Origin of the sequence: Roseospira visakhapatnamensis (genome assembly GCF_014197915.1) — a bacterium.
In the GTDB taxonomy this organism is placed as follows: Bacteria; Pseudomonadota; Alphaproteobacteria; order Rhodospirillales; family Rhodospirillaceae; genus Rhodospira; species Rhodospira visakhapatnamensis.
The window spans coordinates 15,915-36,437 of record NZ_JACIGK010000024.1 but is presented as its reverse complement, the minus strand read 5'-3'; the positions used below and the strand labels follow the sequence as shown (position 1 = coordinate 36,437).

Here is a 20,523-nt window from a genome sequence, read left to right as displayed (position 1 = left end):
GCGGACGGGCCGCGGTCCCAATGCGAGGTCATGCCAACGGGCGGTCGGACGGAGCATGTCTCCAGATCCGGGACTCCAGGTCTGGACGTCCAGGTCCGGGGATCCGCCTCCGGGGACCCGTGCCGGGCCACCCCGGGTCCGCTCCACGCGGGCGGCCGGGACGCGCCCGCCGGCCCTTGCATGAACGACCCGCGTCGTCCCCGACGCGCCGCGCGGGACCGCACGATCTGGATGTGGTCCCGACGTATGCGCGTACCGTCCGGCCGACGTCTCGTTCCCCGGCCCGTCCGTCCAAGGTGCGTGGGTGACCCGGGCTTGTCAAGCGATGCGCGCGCGGCTGACCCCGGTCCGGCGGCGCGGCAACGCCAATCGGCGCCGCGAGGGGGATCGCGGCGCCGACCGGGGGGATTGAAAGATCGTGAAGGGGACGCTTTCAACACTCGAAACACTGAGGGAGGTCCCCTTTCCGGCAGCTTTCCCGGTCATGAACTGTTCGTCATGCCGGGGCGCGCGCCCCGGGGTGGGCTCGCGGCGGGCCGGCGCCCGGTGCTAGACTCCGCCCCAGCGCGGTGCGCCCCAGCGCGGCAAGTTTGGGCGCGGCCGCCCACCCCATCCGACCGCCCACGGTCCAGAGGACATCCGACCATGAAGCTGACCGAGAACCGCCTTCTGCGCCAGCAGTGCTACGTCAACGGCCAGTGGGTCGGCGCCGACAGCGGCGCCACCTTCGCCGTCACCAACCCCGCGACCGGCGCCGAGCTGGCCCGCGTGCCCGACATGCGCGTCGACGAGACCCGCCGCGCCATTGAGGCCGCCAATGCCGCCTGGCCCGCCTGGCGGGCGCTGACCGCCAAGCAGCGCGCGACCATCCTGCGCGACTGGTTCACCCTGATCATGGCCCACCAGGACGACCTGGCGATCCTGATGACCGCCGAGCAGGGCAAGCCCCTCGCCGAGGCCCGGGGGGAGATCGCCTACGGCGCCAGCTTCATCGAGTGGTTCGCCGAGGAGGGTAAGCGCGTCTACGGCGACGTCATCCCGTCGCATGGCCCGGATAAGCGCATCCTGGTCATCAAGCAGCCCATCGGCGTGGTGGCCGCCATCACGCCCTGGAACTTCCCCAACGCCATGATCACCCGCAAATGCGCGCCGGCCCTGGCCGCCGGCTGCCCGGTGGTCATCAAGCCGGCGGCGCTGACGCCGCTGTCGGCGCTGGCGCTGGCCGACCTGGCCGAGCGGGCGGGCATCCCCCCCGGGGTGCTCAACGTGCTGACCACCGCCAAGTCCTCGCAGGTGGGCGGCGAGATGACGGCCAACCCCCTGGTGCGCAAGCTGTCCTTCACCGGCTCCACGGAGATCGGCAAGACCCTCATGGAACAGTGCGCCGGCACCGTGAAGAAGGTGTCGCTGGAACTGGGCGGCAACGCGCCCTTCATCGTGTTCGACGACGCCGACCTGGACGCCGCCGTGGCCGGGGCCATGGCCTCCAAGTACCGCAACACCGGCCAGACCTGCGTGTGCGCCAACCGTCTGCTGGTGCAGGACGGCGTGTACGACGCCTTCGCCGAGAAGCTGGCGGCGGCGGTGAAGGGCCTGACGGTGGGCGACGGCCTGGCCGGCGAGACCCAGCAAGGCCCGCTGATCGACGCCGCCGCCCTGGAGAAGGTCGAGGCGCTGGTTGGCGACGCCGTCGACAAGGGCGCCCGGGTGGCCCTGGGCGGCAAGCCCCACGCCCTGGGAGGCACCTTCTACGAGCCCACCATCCTGACCGGGGTCACCGACGGCATGCGGGTGTTCCGCGAGGAGATCTTCGGCCCCGTGGCGCCGCTCTACCGCTTTTCCACCGAGGCCGAGGCCGTGGACATGGCCAACGACACCGAATACGGCCTGGCCGCCTACTTCTACGCCCGCGACATGGGGCGGGTCTGGCGGGTGTCCGAGGGCCTGGAGTACGGCATCGTCGGCGTCAACGAGGGCATCATCTCCACCGAGGTCGCCCCCTTCGGCGGGGTGAAGGAATCCGGCCTGGGCCGCGAGGGCTCCAAGTACGGCATGGAGGACTTCCTGGAGATCAAGTACCTGTGCCTGGGCGGCGTGGACCGGTAGGGCCCGCCGGTACACAACGGTCCGTCCCGGACCTGACGCGGCAGACCCAGGAGCACCGCCGGCCGGTCGTGGTGCCGGATGCCTACTCGGCGGCCACCGGCGCCGGCAGCGTCGGCGGGCCGGAGATCCGGGTCGGCCGGCGGGGTTCGATGACGCGCCGCAGGTTGCGCAGGAACAGCGGCCGGGTCGCGTCGTCGGCGACGGCGTCGGCGAACGCCCCCAGCGCCGCCGACATGGCCGTCTTCTGGACCGCGCAGAACCAGTCCGGCGGCTTGTCGATGCGCGGGTCCGACAGGAAGCGCGCGCCCAGGCAGGTGTGGCAGAGTTCGCGCGCCCAGCACTGCTGGCACTGCGGATGATGGGCCTTGCCGTTGGCCTGGAAGCGCGCCGCGATCCGCGCGTGGCGCGCGCCGTCCCAGTCGTCGCCGACCGGGCCGTAGCGCGTCTCCTCCGACTCCAGCAGGTAGCAGGGATAGGCGGTGCCGTCGGCGTTGACCGCCATGAAGGTGCGGCCGGCGCCGCAGGCATGGGCGCGCACCTCGCGCGTCACCAGGCCGTCCAGCACGAAGTGGATGCCGCGCAGCAGGAACGGCCGGGTCGTGCGCAGGGACCGCACGCTGTCCCGGGCCAGGCGGGCGAAGTCGTCGGCGATCGCCGCCAGGTCGTCCGGGCAGTGCTGGCCGTGCCAGGTGCCCAGGGCCAGCGAGATCTGCATCTCCGTGATGCCCAGGTCCCGGTAGTGGCGGGCCATGTCCGCGACCGACAGGCCCCGGTCGGCGTGGGCCTTGGTGTAGACGCCCTCGACGGCGACATCGACGCCGGCGGCGACCATGCGGGTGACGGTGCGCGAGGCCGCGTCGTGGGATCCCTGACCGCCGGCCCGGGGCCGCAGGGTATCGTGGATGCCGGCGGGGCCGTCCAGGCTGACCAGCACATAGACGTCATGCGCGCGGAAGAAGGCGATCATGGCGTCGGTGACCCTGGTGCCGTTGGTGACCACCACGAAGGCCGGCGCCGGGCGGCCCATGGCCCGGCCGCGCCGTTCGACGTGGGCCACGGCGTGGCGGATGGTGTCGAAGGCCAGCGTGGGTTCGCCGCCCAGGAACTTGACGCTGTGCAGGCCGGCGCGGGACAGCGACAGGGCGCGGTCGATGGCCGCCTCGGCCGTCTCCGGGCTCATGCGGGTGTTGGTCTTGTTCAGGGCGTCGGCGTAGCAGTAGGCGCAGGCGAGGTTGCAGGTCTGGCTGACGTTCAGGACCAGATCGGTGATGCCGTCGGTGGTCCCGGGGTCGGCGGACGCGCCGGTGGCCGCCCCGTCCACGAGGTCCGGGGTGTCGTGGCGGCGTTCGGCGATCAGGTCGCGCATGGTCGCGCGGGCCGCCAGCTCGCCGGGCTTGAGTCCCGGGAGGTTGGCGGCGAAGCGCCCCGACTCGAACGGCGATAGGGCCTCGAACACCGCGTCCGGGGCCTGGCAGAGGGAATAGAGCTCCGGCAGGAAGAGGTATGACCGGGTTTCTCCGGTGACCACCGTGAAGCGCCCGGATCCGCAGGAGGGGAGGCACGCGGGGGCGTGCTCCGCATGCGTGGTCCAGTCCGACATGATGACCTCGCTTGGAACGGCGACCGGGCCAGCGGCACCGCGACGGCGGTGGGCGGCGGCGCGATGCGGCGATGCCCGTGACGCGATGGATGTCGTGGATCGTGATCTGATCCAAGGGTGGTCTTTCGGCGCGGAGCCGTCAAAAGGATTTTCGCCCGGGGGGCGCCGTGGCGGGAGGACGCGAGGGGCCCGGGGAGACGGTTGTCGAGACCGCCGGCGCCGCCATGCAGGGGGACGGACCGGGAGAGGGCGTGAGCCCGGGATCACGCCCTCCCGCAAGGACCGGGTCGACCTCAGCCGCAGCCGAAGCCGCCGCAGTGGGCCCGGGACGCGGCGGCCAGTTCGGCCAGCTTGTTGACGTCCTCCACGGCCAGGGCGGCGATGGCGTCCTTGTTGAGCACCAGGGCGCGGATCGGGCCGGCGCCGATGGCTTCGGCGACCTTTTCCATATCGCGACCGGACAGGTGTGACAGATCAGGCATGTCTCTGCTCGGCATGGTGATGCTCCTCGAGCGGGGCGATGGCCCAGGGGCCGATGGAAGAGGGCGGCGCCGCGACGATGGCCGGACCTCCGGTCCTCTCCGGCTCAAGGGTGGTCGAGGTTTCGGACCCCCCCCGAGTCCAATGTTATGCTAGCGGAACGAACGCGTTTTGTAAACCAGGGCACGCATAAATGAATTTTTATATAAAAAAGTTGTGTATGTGCCCGATGTCGGGGCGTATACCACCGACGGATGGCGCGGGGGCACCATCCGGTTGTGTACACCGGCGGCGGGATGAGACGCCGTCCCCTTGCGCTCGTCCGCGCGAGCCGGTGATGTTTGATGACGGTGGCGCGGTGGCTCAGGACCGTCCCGGAGTGCTGCTCATGATCCCCGGCAGCCAGCCGTCGTGAGCCGTCCGCACGGTGGCCAGGGCCACGGAATCGGCGCCGATGACGAGGGCGTCGCCGCCCGTGACACCGATGCGCCGGGCGGTCCCGCCCAGGTCGGCCAGCAGGGACGCGGCCTCGGCCTCGGGCAGGGTGACCACATAGCGGCCCTGGTCCTCGCCGAACAAGGCGGCGGGCGTGGTGTCGACCGACAGGGTCGCGCCGATGCTCCCGGCGAGCGCCATCTCGGCCACCGCCACCAGCAGGCCGCCGTCCGAGACGTCATGGCAGGCGGTCACCCGTCCGGCCTGGATCAGGCCCCGCACCAGATCGCCCGTGCGGCGCTCGACCGCCAGGTCGACGGGGGGGGGCGCGCCTTCCTCGCGGCCGGCGATCTCGCGCAGGTACAGGCTCTGGCCCAGCCAGCCGTCCGCCGGGCCACCGCCGATCACCAGGATCGCCTCGCCCTCGGCCGGGACTGCCACCGTGGCCATGCGGTCCAGGTCGTCGATCACCCCCACGCCACCGATGGTCGGCGTGGGCGGGATGGCCTGGCCCTCGGTCTCGTTGTAGAGGCTGACGTTGCCGGACACGACCGGGAAATCGAGCGCCCGGCAGGCCTCGGCGATGCCCTGGCAGGCGCCCACCACCTGGCCCATGATGCGCGGCTTCTCGGGGTTGCCGAAGTTCAGGTTGTCGGTGACGGCCAGGGGCCGGGCGCCGGTGGCGGTGAGATTGCGCCACGCCTCGGCCACCGCCTGACGGCCGCCCATGACCGGGTCGGCGCCCACGTAGCGGGGCGTGCAGTCGGTGGTCGCCGCCAGCCCCCGGTCCGTGCCGTGGATGCGCACCACGGCGGCGTCGCCGCCCGGGCGCTGCACCGTGTCGCCCATGACCATGTGGTCGTACTGCTCCCAGATCCACCGCCGGCTGGCCAGGTCGGGCGAGCCCATGAGCCGCGTCAGCGCCTCGGTCCAGGGCACCACCGGCACGGTCGCCGGATCCAGGGGCGCCGGAGCGGGCGTGGGTTCCCACGGCCGGTCGTACTCGGGGGCGGCCTCGGCCAGCGGGTCGATGGGCAGGTCGGCCACCGTCTCGCCGTGCCAGGTGAGCACCATGCGCCCGGTGTCGGTCAGCCGGCCGATGACGGCGAAGTCCAGGTGCCACTTCTCGAAGATGGCGCGGGCCACGTGCTCCTTGCCCGGCTGAAGCACCATGAGCATGCGCTCCTGGCTTTCCGACAGCATCAGCTCGTAGGGCGTCATGCCCGCCTCGCGCATGGGCACGGTGTCCAGCGCCAGATCCACGCCCAGGCCGCCCTTGGAGGCCATCTCGAAGCTGGACGACGTCAGGCCGGCCGCGCCCATGTCCTGGATGGCGACGATGGCGTCGGTGTCCATCAGCTCCAGGCAGGCCTCGATCAGCAGCTTTTCGGTGAACGGGTCGCCCACCTGGACGGTGGGGCGCTTTTCCTCGGAGTCGGCGGAGAACTCGGCGGAGGCCATGGTGGCGCCGTGGATGCCGTCGCGGCCCGTTTTCGAGCCCACATAGACCACCGGGTTGCCCACGCCGCGCGCCTGCGAGGTGAAGATGCGGTCGGCGGGCGCGATGCCCACGGTCATGGCGTTGACCAGGATGTTGCCGTTGTAGCCGGGGTGGAAGTTGACCTCGCCGCCCACGGTGGGCACGCCCACGCAATTGCCGTAGCCGCCGATGCCGGAGACGACGCCGGAGATCAGGTGGCGGGTCTTGGGGTGGTCCGGGGCGCCGAAGCGCAACGCGTTGAGGTTGGCGACCGGGCGCGCGCCCATGGTGAACACGTCGCGCAGAATCCCGCCCACGCCGGTCGCGGCGCCCTGGTAGGGTTCGATGAAGCTGGGGTGGTTGTGGCTTTCCATCTTGAAGACGGCGGTCAGGCCGTCGCCGATGTCCACCACGCCGGCGTTCTCGCCGGGACCATGGATGACCCAGGGGGCGGTGGTCGGCAGGGTCTTCAGCCACTTCTTCGACGACTTGTAGGAGCAGTGCTCCGACCACATCACCGAGAAGATGCCCAGTTCGGTGATGTTGGGCTCGCGGCCCATGATCTCCAGGACGCGGGCGTATTCCTCGGCGTTCAGGCCGTGCTCGGCGACGATCTCGGGGGTGATCTTGGCGTCGCTCACGACAGCGCCTCCAGCAGCGAGGTAAACAGGGCGCGGCCGTCGGTGCCGCCCAGGCGCGGATCGGCCAGCCGCTCCGGATGCGGCATCAGACCCAGGATGCGGTGGTTCTCCGACAGGACGCCGGCGATGTTGGCGGTGGAGCCGTTGGGATTGGCCTCGTCCACCACCCGGCCGGCGGCGTCGCAGTAGCGGACGGCGACGCGATCCTCGTCCTCCAGCATGCATTGCGTGGGCAGGTCGGCGACATAGTTGCCGTCGTGGTGGGCGATGGGGATGCGGACGACCCGGGCGGGATCGTAGCGGCTGGTGAAGATGGTGTCGGTCGTGACCACCTTCAGGTGCACGTCCTTGCAGATGTACGTCAGGTCCCGGTTGCGCATCAGCGCGCCGGGCAGGAGGCCCGTCTCGCACAGCACCTGGAAGCCGTTGCAGATGCCCAGCATGGCCACGCCGCGCTGGGCCTGGCGCCGCACGGCGGCGATCACCGGCGCCTGGGCGGCCATGGCGCCGCAGCGCAGGTAGTCGCCGTGGGAAAACCCGCCCGGCAGGACGATCAGGTCCAGGTCCTCGGGCAGGTCGGGGTCGGCATGCCAGTGCATGCGCGGGTCCTGGCCGGTGACGTCACGCAGCGTGACGGCCACGTCGCGGTCGCAGTTGGACCCGGGGAAGACGATGACGGCGGCTTTCACGGGGGGGGATCCCTTGAGACGGAGGATCAGAGGAGATGACGCGGACGGAGCGGCCACGCCACCGTCGCGCGTCCCGACGGGATGGCGGGGACTCACCCCTCCAGGTCGATGGTGTACTTTTCGATCACCGTGTTGGCGAGAAGCCGCCGGCACATGTCGTCCACGCGGGCGCGGGCGGTGTCGGCATCGGTGTCGTCGTCCAGGTCCAGTTCGATCAACTTGCCCTGGCGGGCGTCCTGGACGCCGTCGAAGCCCATGGACTCCAGGGCGCCGAGGATGGCCTTGCCCTGGGGGTCAAGCACCCCGGGCTTGAGGGAAACGTGGATGCGGGCCTTCACGGGCGGGATCCTCCAGAGCGTTACAGCGCCCGGTCGCATGGCGCGGCGGGCTAGTGCGGCGACGCAGTCAAGGGAGCCCCCCTTGAATGCAAACGTTGCTGCACAAAACATTGTTTCTGGTGCCCTTTCGATTCAGACAAAAGAATGCGGACGGCATCTTTCGTCTGGAGCAGGGCACTCGGGTCGTCAAACCCCCTCCCAGCCTCCCCATTCATGAGGGAGGAGTCCGGGCGTTCAGACCCTTGACGTTCACCGCTCCGGACCGATGCCCGAATGGGCCGGCGCCGCGACGCGGCGATCAAGACAACCAAACCCGGGCGGCCGCCGGGTTGCGGCGACCAGAACACTACTGCATCGTCGCCGGGCCGGGCATGTCGCGGGGACCGCCTTCCGGCAGGATTCCCAGGCGGCGGGCCACCTCCTGGTAGGCTTCCTCGACGCCGCCCATGTCGCGGCGGAAGCGGTCCTTGTCCAGCCGCTCGTTGGTCCGGACGTCCCACAGGCGACAGTTGTCGGGGCTGATCTCGTCGGCCAGGACGATGTGCATCTCGTCGGTCTGGTCGTCGTAGAGGCGGCCAAATTCCAGCTTGAAGTCGACCAGCTTCAGGCCGATGCCCAGGAACAGGCCGGACAGGTAGTCATTGACCCGCAGCGACAGGCTCATGATCTCGTCCAGGTCCTGGATCGCGGCCCAGCCGAAGGCGGTGATGTGCTCCTCGGTGATCATCGGATCGCCCAGGTCGTCGCTCTTGTAATAATACTCGACGATGGAGCGCGGCAGCACCGTGCCGTCCTGGATGCCGAAGCGCTTGGACAGCGAGCCGGCGGCGACGTTGCGCACCACCACCTCGATGGGGATGATCTCCACCTCGCGCACCAATTGCTCGCGCATATTGAGTCGGCGCACGAAATGGGTGGGGATGCCGATCTCCTGCAGGCGCTGCATCAGGTACTCGCTGATGCGGTTGTTGAGCACCCCCTTGCCGGTGATCGTACCCTTCTTCTGGTTGTTGAAGGCGGTTGCGTCGTCCTTGAAGTACTGTACCAGGGTGCCGGGCTCCGGCCCCTCGAACAGGATCTTCGCCTTGCCTTCGTAGAGTTGTCTGCGTCGGGCCATCTTTGGTCGTCATGAGGGGTTGCGAGAGCACGCGTCGGCGCGAGAGGGGGCACCTGACGGGCGAGCCGGCGGGAGGCGCCGGCGGATTGGGAAAACACCGTTGATCGCCGTCGGGACAGCCGACGGACGAGCCCGCGCACATTACCGTGCCACGGCACGGGGGGGAAGGCGTTTGTAGATGGTGGCGTCCCGGGGGCCTGGAGGTGCGGCCGGTCAGGCGCCGACCTTCTCGATCTGTCCCACGGCGTCCTGGTCGCCGTCCTCGGCGTCGGCCGTCGCGACGGCGCCCGGGGTCGCGTGCTTGCGGTTTCGCGGCGCGCGGCGCTTCTTGGACTTGGCCTTGCCGCCGGATCCCGCCGGGGGCGTGGTCTCGGTCGCCGGGTCCGGCGTCGTGGTCTTGGCGCCGATGGCCGGGTCCTGGACGTCCAGACCCTGGTAGTCGGTGACCCCCTGGGTGAGGGCGAAGCAGGCCAGGCGGACCGCCTTTGGAATCTCCAGGGGCTCGCCGTCACGCTCCCCCTTTTCGTAGTACTGCACCACCCGCCGCTTCAGGCCCAGGGCCTCGGCGGCTTCCTTCTGCGACATGCGCATGACGCCCTTGCGCCACTGCTTGAAGGCTTTCGGTGTCACGGGCGGCGGTGTCCTCGCGGCGTGGCCGGCTGAACCGGGACGGCCTGTTCCCATCCCAACGGGACATCGCCATGACAGCGCGCGTCCGCCGGGATCGCAAGGGAAAATCGCGCCATGCGCGCGGTTGCTCAGTCGAGGGGCAGGGGGGCGAACGGGGTGCGGTCGGGCGGTCCCGGGGCGAAGCGGAACACCGGGGCCGGGCCGTCCAGCGCGGGCGCCGGCAGGGCGATCTGCGCCGCCGACACGGTGGCGAAGCCGCTGTCCAGCGCGAAGCACAGGCCGGCGGCGGCCGAGGGTGCCGCCGGATCCGCCGCGCGGCCCTGCGCCGCCGTCCAGGCGTCCCAGCCGTCCGGCCGGGTCGGGTCGGGGGCGGGGAGCGCCCGAACGCGCGCCAGATTGGCGGCGATGCGCGGGTCGGCGGTGTCGTTCAGGTCGCGCGCGGTCAGCATCCAAAGGCCCTCGTCGACGGGCCGGACCTCGATCGGCCCCCGGCCCGCGTGGCGCAGCCACAGGGCGTCGCGGCTGTCGGCGACGACCATGTTGAACGGCCGATAGGCATCCGGGTTCAGGTCGGCCAGGGCGCGAGCCGCCTCGATGGCGTCGGCGTGGTCCAGGGCCTCCAGCACCAGTTCGCCCCGGCTGCGCTTGCCGTCGGCCGGTCCCAGGGTGCCGTGGCGGTTGAGGATCGCGGCCACCACGCCGTGGTCGTTCAGGCCCAGCCACGAGCCGCCGGCCAGGTCGTCGCGCCCGGCCACCACCTCCGGCCGGTCGGGCCACAGCCGCCCGGGGCCGGTCCATGGCCGGTCGCGCATCTCGTCGCGGTTCGCGGCCAGCACCAGGGGCCAGGCATGATCGGGCCGGCGCAACAGGATGACGGTGCACATGGGACGCGGGGCTCCTCGGTCGGTGGAACGGGGTGTTACAGTCCCGGGAAAAATGGGGGTACCGCCCGTCACCCGCCAGAGTGTATAACGTCGGCCGTCGTGGTGACACAAAACCGACTAATGAGGGGAGGACCATGACCGATCCGTTTCGCGAGCGCGGAAAGGGCTTCGAGGCGAAGTACGAACAGGATGAGGCGATCCGGTTTCGTGTGGTGACGCGCCGCAACAAGCTGTTGGGTCTCTGGGTGGCGGGACAGATCGGGCTGTCCGGGAAGGCCGCCGAGGCCTACGCCCAGGAGATGGTTGATCACGATCTGGTGCACCCCGCCGAGGACAGCGTCCTCGCCAAGGCTCAGGCGGACATGACGGCCAAGGGCCTCACCATCTCCCGCCACCGCCTGGACCTGCGGCTGGCCAAGCTGCTCCAGGAGGCCGAAGAGCAGGTTCACGGCGAGATCGCCGGGACTCCGCTTCATTGATCCGGAGCGAACGGATCCGGGGGGGTGTCGTCGTCCCGGGACCGTGACTGGCCCCGGCCCGCGTGCCCCGGCCGCCGCGATCCGCAGTTGGAGCATCCTGCATGCCGACCCTTGCCCATCTGTCCCTTGCCGTGTTGCCGCCACCGGTCGTCGGGTCCCTGACCTGAGGCGACCGGCCGCGCCGCTGTCCGGCGGTTCCGCCATCCCTTGCCCTCGTTGGGCGCGGGGGCGGGGCCGTCCGTCGTGCGCATCGGTCGCCACCGATCGCGCGTACACGATGGACGGAAAGGAGCGGCGCCATGACGACCGCCGGACACACCCCGCACGGGCGGGACTCGCGACTCCCTGACCTCGACCCCCACACCCACCATTCCATCGATGATCCCAAGGCCGATGCCACGCGGCGCCCGGGCGACGGCGGCCGCCGGCCGAACGGCCTGGCGCTGGTCGCCCTGGCGGCGCTGTTGTGGGGCACGGTGGGCATCGCGTCCCGGTTTCTGTTCGATCTCTCCACCCTGGACCCGTTGACGGTGGGCGCCTGGCGCCTGGTGCTGGCCGCGCCCCTGATGGCCGTGCTGGCGGCGCGCCTGCCCGGTGGTCCGCTGGACCGGCGCGACATCGGCGCGCTGGTGCTGCTGGGTCTCTCCCAGGCCGCCTACCAGGGGCTCTACTTCGGTGCCGTGGCGCGGGTGGGGGTGACGCTGGCCACCCTGCTGGCGCTGTGCGCGGCGCCGGTGCTGGTCGCGCTGCTGGCCCGTCTGGTGCTGCGCGAACCGCTGGGCGCGCGCACCCTGGTGGCGGTGGCCCTGTCGGTGGTGGGCGTGGCGCTGCTGGTGGGCGTGCCGGGGCCGATGTCCGCCGGGGCCGCCACCGTCGGCGTTGGCGTGGCGATGGCCGGGGCGGCGGCCGTCAGCTATGCCGTGTTCACCCTGACCAGTCGCGCCCTGGCGCGTCGCCACCATCCGTTCCGCATCATCGCGCTCGGCTTCGGGGTCGGGGCGGTGGTGCTGGCGGCCCTCGCCGGCGCGGCGCGGCTGACCGGGGGCGCGCCGCTGTGGCCCGACTCCGCCGTGGCCTGGGGGGTGGTGCTGTACATGGGCCTGGTGCCCACGGCGCTGGCCTACGGCCTGTTCCTGTGGGGCATGCGCCGGGCCACGGCCACCGGGTCGGCGGTGGTGGTGCTGCTGGAGCCCTTGACGGCGGCGGTGTTGGCCTGGGGGCTGTTCGGCGAGCGCCTGGGGCCGCTCGGCCTGATCGGCGGCGCCCTGCTGCTGGGCGCGGTCGCACTGCTGGCGGCGTGGCGTGGCGGCACGGCGCGGGGGTAGCCGCCTCGCGAGGGGACGGCCTCCGGCCGCCCCATCACGCCGTCACGGCGCCACGCTGGCCTGGATGACGGTGACGATGTCGTCGACCACGGCGGAGACCAGGGCGTCGTCCTCCCCCTCGGCCATGACGCGGATCAAGGGTTCGGTGCCGGACTTGCGGATGAGGATGCGGCCCCGATCGGTCAGCCGCGCCTCGCCCTCGGCGATGGCCGCCGTCACCGGGGTCAGGGTCAGCACCTCGGCGGGCGCGCGCGGACCGGCCACGCGCACATTGCGCAGCACCTGGGGCAGGGGCTCGAACACCGTGAGGGCGGCGCTGGCCGGCCGGCCGCCCTGGACCAGCGCCGCCAGCACCTGAAGACCGGCGGCCAGGCCGTCGCCGGTGGTCCCCACATCGGACATGACGATGTGGCCGGATTGCTCGCCGCCCAGGTTGAAACCCTGGGCGCGCATGTGCTCCACCACGTAGCGGTCGCCCACCGGGGTGCGCGCCAGGGACAGGCCCAGGTCTTTCAAGTGGTGCTCCAGGCCGAGGTTCGACATGACCGTGGCCACCACGCCGCCGCCCCGCAGGCGGCCGTCGTCGCGCCAGGCCCGCGCGATCACCGCCAGCACCTGGTCGCCGTCCACCAGGTCGCCCTTCTCGTCGGCCAGCACCACCCGGTCGGCGTCGCCGTCCAGCGCCAGGCCCAGGTCGGCGCCGTGCGCCACCACCGCATGGCGCATGGCCTCGGTGGCCAGCGAGCCCCGGTCGCGGTTGATGTTGAAGCCGTCGGGCTCGATCCCTAGCGGGATGACCTCGGCGCCCAGTTCCCAGAGCACGCGCGGCGCCACGCGGTAGGCGGCGCCATGGGCGCAGTCCAGCACGATCTTCAGGCCGTCCAGGCGCAGGCCGCGCGGGAAGGTGGCCTTGACGGCCTCGATATAGCGCCCGCCCGCGTCATCCAGGCGGCGCGCCCGTCCCAGCGCGTCCGGGGACACCCGGCGGCCCTCCAGGCCGTTGTCCAGCAGGTGCTCGATCTCCGCCTCGGCGGCATCGGACAGCTTGAAGCCGTTTGGCCCGAACAGCTTGATCCCGTTGTCCTGATACGCGTTGTGCGAGGCCGAGATCATCACCCCCAGGTCGGCGCGCAGCGAGCGGGTGAGCATCGCCACCGCCGGCGTCGGCAGCGGCCCGAGCAGCACCACGTCCATGCCCACGGCGATGAAGCCGGCGGTCAGCGCCGGTTCCAGCAGGTAGCCCGACAGCCGCGTGTCCTTGCCGATGACCACGGTGTGACGGTGGTCGCCCCGGGTGAAGTAGGCGCCGGCGGCCATGCCCAGGCGCAGCGCCAGGTCGGCGGTCATGGGTTCGGTGTTGGCGGTGCCGCGCACCCCATCGGTGCCGAACAGCGTTCGCGTGTTCATGATGGGTGTCCTGACTGGCGATGACCCCCGACGCGGGGAGAGGGACTCGGTCATAAAGGGGCCTCCGCCCGCCATCAAGGGGAATGTCCAAACCCGGTCACCTGTGGTAAGACCCCCGCGCCCGGCCGCCGACCCGGACGCGGGGTCGCCGCCGCGCGCCCGGCTCCCGCCTTTCGGCGCCGCTCCCTTCCTGCGCGATCAGAAGAGCACCCATGCCCAAACGGACCGACATCAAGAGCATCCTGGTCATCGGCGCCGGCCCCATCGTCATCGGCCAGGCCGTGGAATTCGACTACTCCGGTGCCCAGGCGTGCAAGGCGCTGCGGGCCGAGGGCTACCGGGTGATCCTGGTCAACTCCAACCCGGCCACCATCATGACCGACCCGGAGACGGCCGATGCCACCTATATCGAGCCGATCACCCCGGAGATCGTCGAGAAGATCATCGCCCGGGAGCGTCCGGACGCCCTGCTGCCCACCATGGGCGGCCAGACCGGCCTGAACACGGCGATGGAACTGGCCAACCGGGGGATCCTCGACACGTATGGCGTGGAGATGATCGCCGCGCGCCAGGACGTGATCGCCAAGGCCGAGGACCGGCTGCTGTTCCGCGAGGCCATGGACCGCATCGGCCTGGAGAGCCCGCGCAGCCAGTTGGTGCACGACATGCGCGAGGCCGCCCGCGCCATGGACGAGATCGGCCTGCCGGTGATCGTGCGCCCCTCCTTCACGCTGGGCGGCCTGGGGGGCGGCATCGCCTACAACAGGGCCGAGTACGACCGCATCGTCGCCGCTGGCCTGGCGGCCTCGCCGGTGCACTCGGTGCTGGTCGAGGAGTCGGTGCTCGGCTGGAAGGAGTACGAGATGGAGGTGGTCCGCGACAAGGCGGACAACTGCATTATCGTCTGCTCCATCGAGAACGTGGACCCCATGGGGGTGCACACCGGAGATTCCGTGACCGTCGCGCCGGCGCTGACGCTGACCGACAAGGAATACCAGATCATGCGCGACGCCTCGATCGCCTGCCTGCGGGAGATCGGGGTGGAGACCGGCGGGTCGAACGTGCAGTTCGCCGTCAACCCCAAGGATGGCCGCCTGGTGGTCATCGAGATGAACCCGCGCGTCTCGCGCTCGTCGGCGCTGGCCTCCAAGGCCACCGGCTTCCCCATCGCCAAGGTGGCCGCCAAGCTGGCGGTGGGCTACACGCTCGACGAACTGACCAATGATATTACCGGCTGTACCCCGGCCGCGTTCGAGCCGACCATCGACTACGTGGTCACCAAGCTGCCGCGCTTCACGTTCGAGAAGTTCCCCGACACCGAGCCGCTGCTGAACTCGTCGATGAAGTCGGTGGGCGAGGCCATGGCCATCGGCCGCACCTTCGCCGAAAGCCTGCAGAAGGGGTTGCGGTCGCTGGAGACGGGGCTGAACGGCCTGGACGAGGTGCCCATCGAGGGCGCCGACAGCACCGATCCCGCCGAGGCCCGGAACGCCGTGCGCGCCGCCCTGACCCGGCCCGGCCCCGACCGCATCCTGATCATCGCCCAGGCGTTCCGCCATGGCCTCGGCGTCGAGGACGTCCGCGCCGCCTGTTCCTACGACCCGTGGTTCCTGGAGCGCATCAAGGAGATCGTGGACGAGGAGACACGCCTCGCCGACGCCGGCCTGCCGACCAGCGCGTCCGAGATGATGCGCGTCAAGGCCATGGGCTTTTCCGACGAGCGGCTGTCGGCGCTGACCGGTAAGACCCTGACCGAGGTCTCTTTCCGCCGCCAGGTGCTGAACGTGCATCCGGTCTACAAGCGCATCGACACCTGCGCCGGCGAGTTCCCCTCGCGCACGCCCTACATGTACTCCTGCTACGAGGGCAATGGCATCGAGCCGGCCACCTGCGAGTCCGAGCCCACCGACCGCCGCAAGATCGTCATCCTGGGCGGCGGTCCCAACCGCATCGGCCAGGGCATCGAGTTCGACTACTGCTGTTGTCACGCCGCCTTCGACCTGTCGGCCGCGGGCTTCGAGACCATCATGATCAACTGCAACCCGGAGACCGTGTCCACGGACTACGACACGGCCGACCGGCTGTACTTCGAACCGTTGACCGCCGAGGACGTGATCGAGGCCGTGCGCCGCGAACAAAGTCACGGCCAGGTTCTGGGGGTGATCGTCCAGTTCGGCGGGCAGACGCCCCTGAAGCTGGCCCGCGCCCTGGAGGCCGCCAGGATCCCCATCCTCGGCACCACGCCCGACTCCATCGACCTGGCCGAGGACCGCAAGCGATTCCAGGCGCTGCTGGACCGGCTGGGCCTGCGCCAGCCGCGCAACGGCACCGCCACCTCGCTGGAGGAGGCCCGCGCCATCGCCGACCGCATCGGTTATCCGGCGGTGCTGCGGCCGTCCTACGTGCTGGGCGGGCGGGCCATGCAGATCGTCTATACCGAGGAGGGCCTGGAGCGCTACATGACCCACGCCGTGCGGGTCAGCGGCGCCAGCCCGGTGCTGGTCGACGCCTACCTGGAAGGCGCGATCGAGGTGGACGTGGACGCCGTCTGCGATGGCACGGATGTCTACATCGCCGGCATTATGCAGCACATCGAGGAAGCCGGTGTGCACTCCGGGGACTCCGCCTGCGCGCTGCCGCCCTTCTCGATCTCCGATGCGCTGATGGCGGAGATGAAGGCGCAGACCCGGGCGCTGGCGCGCGGCCTGGAGGTGGTCGGCCTCATGAACGTGCAGTTCGCGCTGAAGGACGACACCGTCTACCTGCTGGAGGTCAACCCGCGCGCCAGCCGCACCGTGCCCTTCGTGGCCAAGGCGACCGGCGTGCCGGTGGCCAAGGTGGCCTCGCGGGTCATGGCCGGCGCGCCGCTGGCCAGCTTTGGCCTGGAGGAGCGGCCGCTGGACCACGTGGCGGTCAAGGAAGCGGTGTTCCCCTTCGCCCGCTTCCCGGGCGTGGACATCGTGTTGGGTCCGGAGATGAAATCCACCGGCGAGGTCATGGGCCTGGACACCTCGCTGGACCGGGCCTTCGCCAAGGCGCAGATCGGCGCCGGCTCGGCCCTGCCCATGGAGGGCACGGTGTTCGTCTCGGTGCGCGACGACGACAAGCTGGCGCTGGTGGAGGAGGCGCGGGCGCTTCTTGACCTGGGCTTCCGCATCCTGGCCACGCACGGCACCGCCGCGCACCTGGACGCCATGGGCCTTCCCGTCGAGCCGATCAACAAGGTGCGCGAGGGCCGGCCGCACTGCGTCGACGAGATGATCTCCGGTCAGATTCACATGGTCATCAACACAACTCATGGCATGCAGGCGCTCAAGGACAGCTTCGAGATCCGCCGTACGGCATTGGTTCGCAACATCCCGCACTACACAACCCTTCAGGGTGCTCGCGCGGCCATCAAGGCCATCGCCGCCCTGAAACGGGAAAGCCTTGATGTTGCGCCCCTGCAATCGTATTTTAACGGATGACACCCCAAGACCCTGGCACCGCGGCGATCCAAGCAATGGATTGGAGCGCCACGGGTCCTATTGCCGTTCAGCGTACCCGTCCGTTTGGTGTCCGGACCCCGCCGATCCAGGATGCGTGTCCGTGCGACGCGGAGCAGGCCCTGGGTTGTCGCCCCACGGCTGGCGAGTTCCGATCGCTGGCCTCGCTCCGGCGCGGCCCCGTCTTCCGGTCTCCCCGGCATGCCGTCGTGGGACCCCGGAAGGAGCGGGGCGTGCCGGCCACGGATTGACCGTCGGTCCTTCATGTGGATCGATAGGATAGCAACCGAGGGTTCCCGCAGATGGAGAAAGTGCCGATGACTCCCGAAGGGCTGAGGAGCCTGGAGGATGAGTTGAAAACCCTGAAGTCCAATGACCGTCCGGCGGTGATCCGCGCGATTTCGGAAGCGCGTGAGCACGGCGACCTGTCCGAGAACGCCGAGTATCATGCCGCGCGCGAGCGGCAGAGCTTCATCGAGGGCCGCATCAAGGAACTGGAAGACATCATCAGCCGCGCCGATGTGATCGACATCTCCAAGCTGTCGGGCGACACCGTGCGCTTCGGGGCCACCGTCGGTCTGGCCGATGAGGACACCAACGACGAGGTGTCCTACAAGATCGTCGGCGTCCACGAGGCCGATCTGGAAAACGGCCGCATCTCCATCGGCTCCCCCATCGCCCGTGCCCTGATCGGCAAGAGCGTGGGCGACAGCGTCGAGGTCAAGGCCCCCGGTGGCAGCAAGTACTACGAAATCACCGGCATTTCGTTCGTGTGAGGCAAACGGCGATGAGCGCGACTCATCGCCGTTTTCTCATGTCGGTCGCCGGTCGTCATGACCGTTGAGGCCGGGCGGGCGCCCTGGTCTATGACCCGATCACGCGACGGCCGGCCGGCGTTTCGATCTCCGCGCGAAGGGCGGCGCGCCCGGCCTCGCTCACCGTGACGCGCGCGTCGGCGAACGCATCACCGAGAAAGTCGCGGATGATCCGTGCCTCTGGATGATGGACCGTCAGGGACACGAGCCGGCACCCCAGGTCGGCCATCCGCGCGGCGGGGTGCGACTCCGGGCCGCTGCGATCCCTGGGCCACTCGATCAGGGTCGGGAAGGTCCCGTCCAGCGGCAACCGGCCATCGTCGGCGACCGCGATCCGCCAGGCCAGGTCGCCGCGCGTGATGTCGGTGGGCCGGCCCGCCGTGGCCGCCGCGGGACCGAGGCTGGCGTCGAGATCCGGCGTTCTCAGGACCCAGGTCGCCAGCGCGGCGTCGTGGTCCTTTGGCGTGTCGAGGTCGAACCATCGCGGCCGGCCGGGCGGCGCGGCCGCCGGATCGATGGCGATGATCTCCAGGAATTCGGTGTCTCCCAGCCGGAGAAGATGGTTGTGCGTGCCCATCCTGGGATGCGCGCCGCCGGCGGGAGCGGTGATGCCCAGGTGCGCGCGGACATGGGCGATCCCCGCCTCCAGTGTGGTGGCGACGACCGTGATGTGATCGAGGGCAAGGGGCGGAGGGGTGCCGTGCATGGTCATCGTCCTGACGTCGTGGGGGCGGACAGGACCTGGGCGAGCCGGTGCCGGCACAGATGGGTCTGGGGATCCCCGTGCAGCATCAGAAGGGGCGGCCCCTGTCCGCCGATCACGGCCGGCACCGTCTGGCCGTCCACGGTCATGAACCGTCGTTCGAATCCGGGAAGAAGCCTGTGGTCCAGGCGCTCAAAGGGTGTCACGAAGCCACTCCGCGTAGTCGGACAGGGTGATCTCGTCGCGGGCGAAGAAGGACCAGCGCCCGATCCTGCGCACCCGCAGGAACCCGGCCCGGCGCAGCACCTCCAGGTGCCGGCTGACGGTCGGCTGGCTGATCCGCAGCGTGTCCGCCAGCAGGGTGACGCACACGCCGATCTCGGCCGGATCGCCGGTGACCTGGTGCGGGAAATGGAGCGCCGGCGTCTTCAGCCACGTCAGGATCGTGAGGCGGACATCGCTCGCCAGCGCCTTGGATTGCTCAAGTCGGTCAACCATGCGGCCGAGCATTCATCGTCAAATAGCTATATGTCAATATATGATCTGCGTGCGTCCGGTTCGCCTTGCGGCCGGCCGGGCGGGAGGCTAACGTGCGCCGCACCCGGGGTCGGTTGGTCACGGCCCGGCCACCCGATCCCGTGTCTCCGCGCAGGGTGTTTCCTCGCCCCTTCCTTTCCTCCTGACGGGAAAGCCAGTCGCCATGTCCTTCATCGCCGAGCGCCTGTCCGCCATCAAGCCGTCGCCCACCATCGCCGTCACCACCAAGGCCAACGAGATGCGCGCCGCCGGGCATGACGTGATCGGCCTGGGCGCGGGCGAGCCCGACTTCGACACGCCCCAGCACATCAAGGAGGCCGCCAAGGCGTCCATGGACCGGGGCGAGACCAAGTACACTCCGGTCGCCGGCACCGTGGCCCTGCGCAAGGCCATCGTCGAGAAGTTCCAGCGCGACAACGGCCTGACCTACACGCCCGACCAGATCACCGTCGGCTGCGGTGGCAAGCAGGTGCTCTACAACGCCATCATGGCCAGCGTGGAGGCCGGCGACGAGGTCGTCATCCCGGCGCCCTACTGGGTCAGCTATCCGGACATCGTGCTGCTGGCCGGCGGCACGCCGGTGATCGTGCCCTGTCCGGAGGACACCGGCTTCAAGCTGCGGCCCCAGGATCTGGAGGCGGCCATCACGCCCCGGACCAAGTGGGTCATCCTGAACTCGCCCAACAACCCGACCGGCGCCGCCTACACGGCCGCCGAGTTGAAGGCCCTGACCGACGTGCTGCTGCGCCATCCCCATGTCTGGGTGATGAGCGACGACATGTACGAGCATCTGGTCTACGACGGCTTCACCTTCGCCACGCCCGCGCAGGTGGAGCCGGGCCTGATGGACCGTACCCTGACCTGCAACGGGGTCTCCAAGGCGTACTCCATGACCGGCTGGCGCGTCGGCTACGCCGGGGGGCCGGTGGCCTTGATCAAGGCCATCAACAAGATCCAGTCGCAGAGCAGCACCCACACCAGTTCCATCAGCCAGGCCGCCGCCGTGGCGGCGCTCACCGGACCGCAGGATGCCATCGCCGAGCGGAACGCGGTGTTCAAGGAGCGCCGCGACATGGTCGTGGGCCTGCTGAACGACTGTCCGGGCCTGTCCTGCCGCACGCCGGAGGGGGCGTTCTACGTCTATCCGTCCTGCGCGGGCGTGATCGGCAAGACGACACCCGACGGCACGGTGATCGAGACCGATGGCGACTTCGTCACCGCGATGCTGGACCTGGAGTCCGTGGCCGCGGTTCAGGGCGAGGCGTTCGGTCTGTCGCCGTACTTCCGCATCTCCTACGCCACCTCCACGGAAAAGCTGCGGGAGGCGTGCGCGAGGATCAAGAGGTTGTGCGAGCGCCTCGCCTGATCCCAT

The 20,523-nt window shown here is 70.2% G+C and carries 18 protein-coding genes; 6 read left to right on the top strand and 12 right to left on the bottom strand.

The window, feature by feature from the left end:
• The first annotated feature begins 645 nt into the window (after positions 1-645).
• Positions 646-2,106, top strand: a complete 1,461-nt coding sequence (gene gabD / locus GGD89_RS14460) for an NADP-dependent succinate-semialdehyde dehydrogenase (protein WP_184046522.1) — start codon at positions 646-648, stop codon at positions 2,104-2,106.
• Between the two features lie 82 nt (positions 2,107-2,188).
• On the opposite strand, the gene GGD89_RS14455 is transcribed toward gabD, so the two are convergent.
• From GGD89_RS14455 to GGD89_RS14420, 8 genes are all read right to left on the bottom strand, one after another.
• Positions 2,189-3,706 (bottom strand): radical SAM/SPASM domain-containing protein, encoded by a 1,518-nt coding sequence (locus GGD89_RS14455; RefSeq protein ID WP_184046520.1) that lies wholly within the window; start codon positions 3,704-3,706, stop codon positions 2,189-2,191.
• Positions 3,707-3,999: 293 nt separating this feature from the next.
• Entirely contained in the window at positions 4,000-4,203 is a 204-nt protein-coding gene (locus GGD89_RS14450) for a hypothetical protein (protein WP_184046518.1), read from the bottom strand.
• A gap of 346 nt (positions 4,204-4,549) precedes the next feature.
• Positions 4,550-6,742 (bottom strand): phosphoribosylformylglycinamidine synthase subunit PurL, encoded by a 2,193-nt coding sequence (gene purL / locus GGD89_RS14445; RefSeq protein ID WP_343058614.1) that lies wholly within the window; start codon positions 6,740-6,742, stop codon positions 4,550-4,552.
• Positions 6,739-7,431: a phosphoribosylformylglycinamidine synthase subunit PurQ gene (gene purQ / locus GGD89_RS14440; protein WP_184046516.1), complete on the bottom strand. Its 693-nt coding sequence runs from the start codon at positions 7,429-7,431 to the stop codon at positions 6,739-6,741. Before purQ ends, purL begins: the two co-directional genes overlap by 4 nt.
• A 92-nt stretch (positions 7,432-7,523) precedes the next feature.
• Positions 7,524-7,769 (bottom strand): phosphoribosylformylglycinamidine synthase subunit PurS, encoded by a 246-nt coding sequence (purS, locus tag GGD89_RS14435; RefSeq protein WP_184046514.1) that lies wholly within the window; start codon positions 7,767-7,769, stop codon positions 7,524-7,526.
• A gap of 346 nt (positions 7,770-8,115) precedes the next feature.
• Positions 8,116-8,886 carry a phosphoribosylaminoimidazolesuccinocarboxamide synthase gene (gene purC, locus GGD89_RS14430; protein WP_184046512.1) on the bottom strand — a complete coding sequence of 257 codons (771 nt, stop codon included), beginning with the start codon at positions 8,884-8,886 and terminating at the stop codon, positions 8,116-8,118.
• Positions 8,887-9,099: 213 nt separating this feature from the next.
• Positions 9,100-9,516, bottom strand: a complete 417-nt coding sequence (locus GGD89_RS19760) for a helix-turn-helix domain-containing protein (protein ID WP_221238490.1) — start codon at positions 9,514-9,516, stop codon at positions 9,100-9,102.
• A 128-nt stretch (positions 9,517-9,644) separates the two neighbouring features.
• Entirely contained in the window at positions 9,645-10,400 is a 756-nt protein-coding gene (locus GGD89_RS14420) for an NRDE family protein (RefSeq protein ID WP_184046510.1), read from the bottom strand.
• A gap of 134 nt (positions 10,401-10,534) precedes the next feature.
• Here GGD89_RS14420 and GGD89_RS14415 point away from each other — a divergent pair, with 134 nt between their 5' ends.
• Both GGD89_RS14415 and GGD89_RS14410 read left to right on the top strand, forming a co-directional pair.
• Positions 10,535-10,879 carry a DUF1476 domain-containing protein gene (locus tag GGD89_RS14415; protein WP_184046508.1) on the top strand — a complete coding sequence of 115 codons (345 nt, stop codon included), beginning with the start codon at positions 10,535-10,537 and terminating at the stop codon, positions 10,877-10,879.
• 299 nt (positions 10,880-11,178) lie between these two features.
• Positions 11,179-12,204: a DMT family transporter gene (locus GGD89_RS14410; protein WP_184046506.1), complete on the top strand. Its 1,026-nt coding sequence runs from the start codon at positions 11,179-11,181 to the stop codon at positions 12,202-12,204.
• A gap of 42 nt (positions 12,205-12,246) precedes the next feature.
• Here the strand turns inward: GGD89_RS14410 and glmM are convergent, their stop codons facing one another.
• Positions 12,247-13,611, bottom strand: coding sequence for a phosphoglucosamine mutase (glmM, locus tag GGD89_RS14405; RefSeq protein ID WP_184046504.1), 1,365 nt, complete (start codon positions 13,609-13,611; stop codon positions 12,247-12,249).
• A 212-nt stretch (positions 13,612-13,823) separates the two neighbouring features.
• Here glmM and carB point away from each other — a divergent pair, with 212 nt between their 5' ends.
• Together carB and greA are read left to right on the top strand one after the other, a co-directional pair.
• Positions 13,824-17,078 (top strand): carbamoyl-phosphate synthase large subunit, encoded by a 3,255-nt coding sequence (gene carB / locus GGD89_RS14400; protein ID WP_184046502.1) that lies wholly within the window; start codon positions 13,824-13,826, stop codon positions 17,076-17,078.
• A 320-nt stretch (positions 17,079-17,398) separates the two neighbouring features.
• Positions 17,399-17,872 (top strand): transcription elongation factor GreA, encoded by a 474-nt coding sequence (gene greA / locus GGD89_RS14395; RefSeq protein ID WP_184046500.1) that lies wholly within the window; start codon positions 17,399-17,401, stop codon positions 17,870-17,872.
• 88 nt (positions 17,873-17,960) lie between these two features.
• Here the strand turns inward: greA and GGD89_RS14390 are convergent, their stop codons facing one another.
• Genes GGD89_RS14390 through GGD89_RS14380 form a run of 3 tightly spaced genes read right to left on the bottom strand, consistent with a single transcriptional unit; the run spans position 17,961 to position 19,112 of the window.
• Entirely contained in the window at positions 17,961-18,617 is a 657-nt protein-coding gene (locus tag GGD89_RS14390) for a VOC family protein (protein ID WP_184046498.1), read from the bottom strand.
• 2 nt (positions 18,618-18,619) lie between these two features.
• Complete coding sequence (locus tag GGD89_RS14385) at positions 18,620-18,820, bottom strand: hypothetical protein (protein WP_184046496.1); 201 nt, start codon at positions 18,818-18,820, stop codon at positions 18,620-18,622.
• Positions 18,807-19,112 (bottom strand): ArsR/SmtB family transcription factor, encoded by a 306-nt coding sequence (locus GGD89_RS14380; protein WP_184046495.1) that lies wholly within the window; start codon positions 19,110-19,112, stop codon positions 18,807-18,809. Before GGD89_RS14380 ends, GGD89_RS14385 begins: the two co-directional genes overlap by 14 nt.
• A 202-nt stretch (positions 19,113-19,314) precedes the next feature.
• Here GGD89_RS14380 and GGD89_RS14375 point away from each other — a divergent pair, with 202 nt between their 5' ends.
• Entirely contained in the window at positions 19,315-20,517 is a 1,203-nt protein-coding gene (locus tag GGD89_RS14375; protein WP_184046493.1) for a pyridoxal phosphate-dependent aminotransferase, read from the top strand.
• The last annotated feature ends 6 nt before the right edge of the window (positions 20,518-20,523 follow it).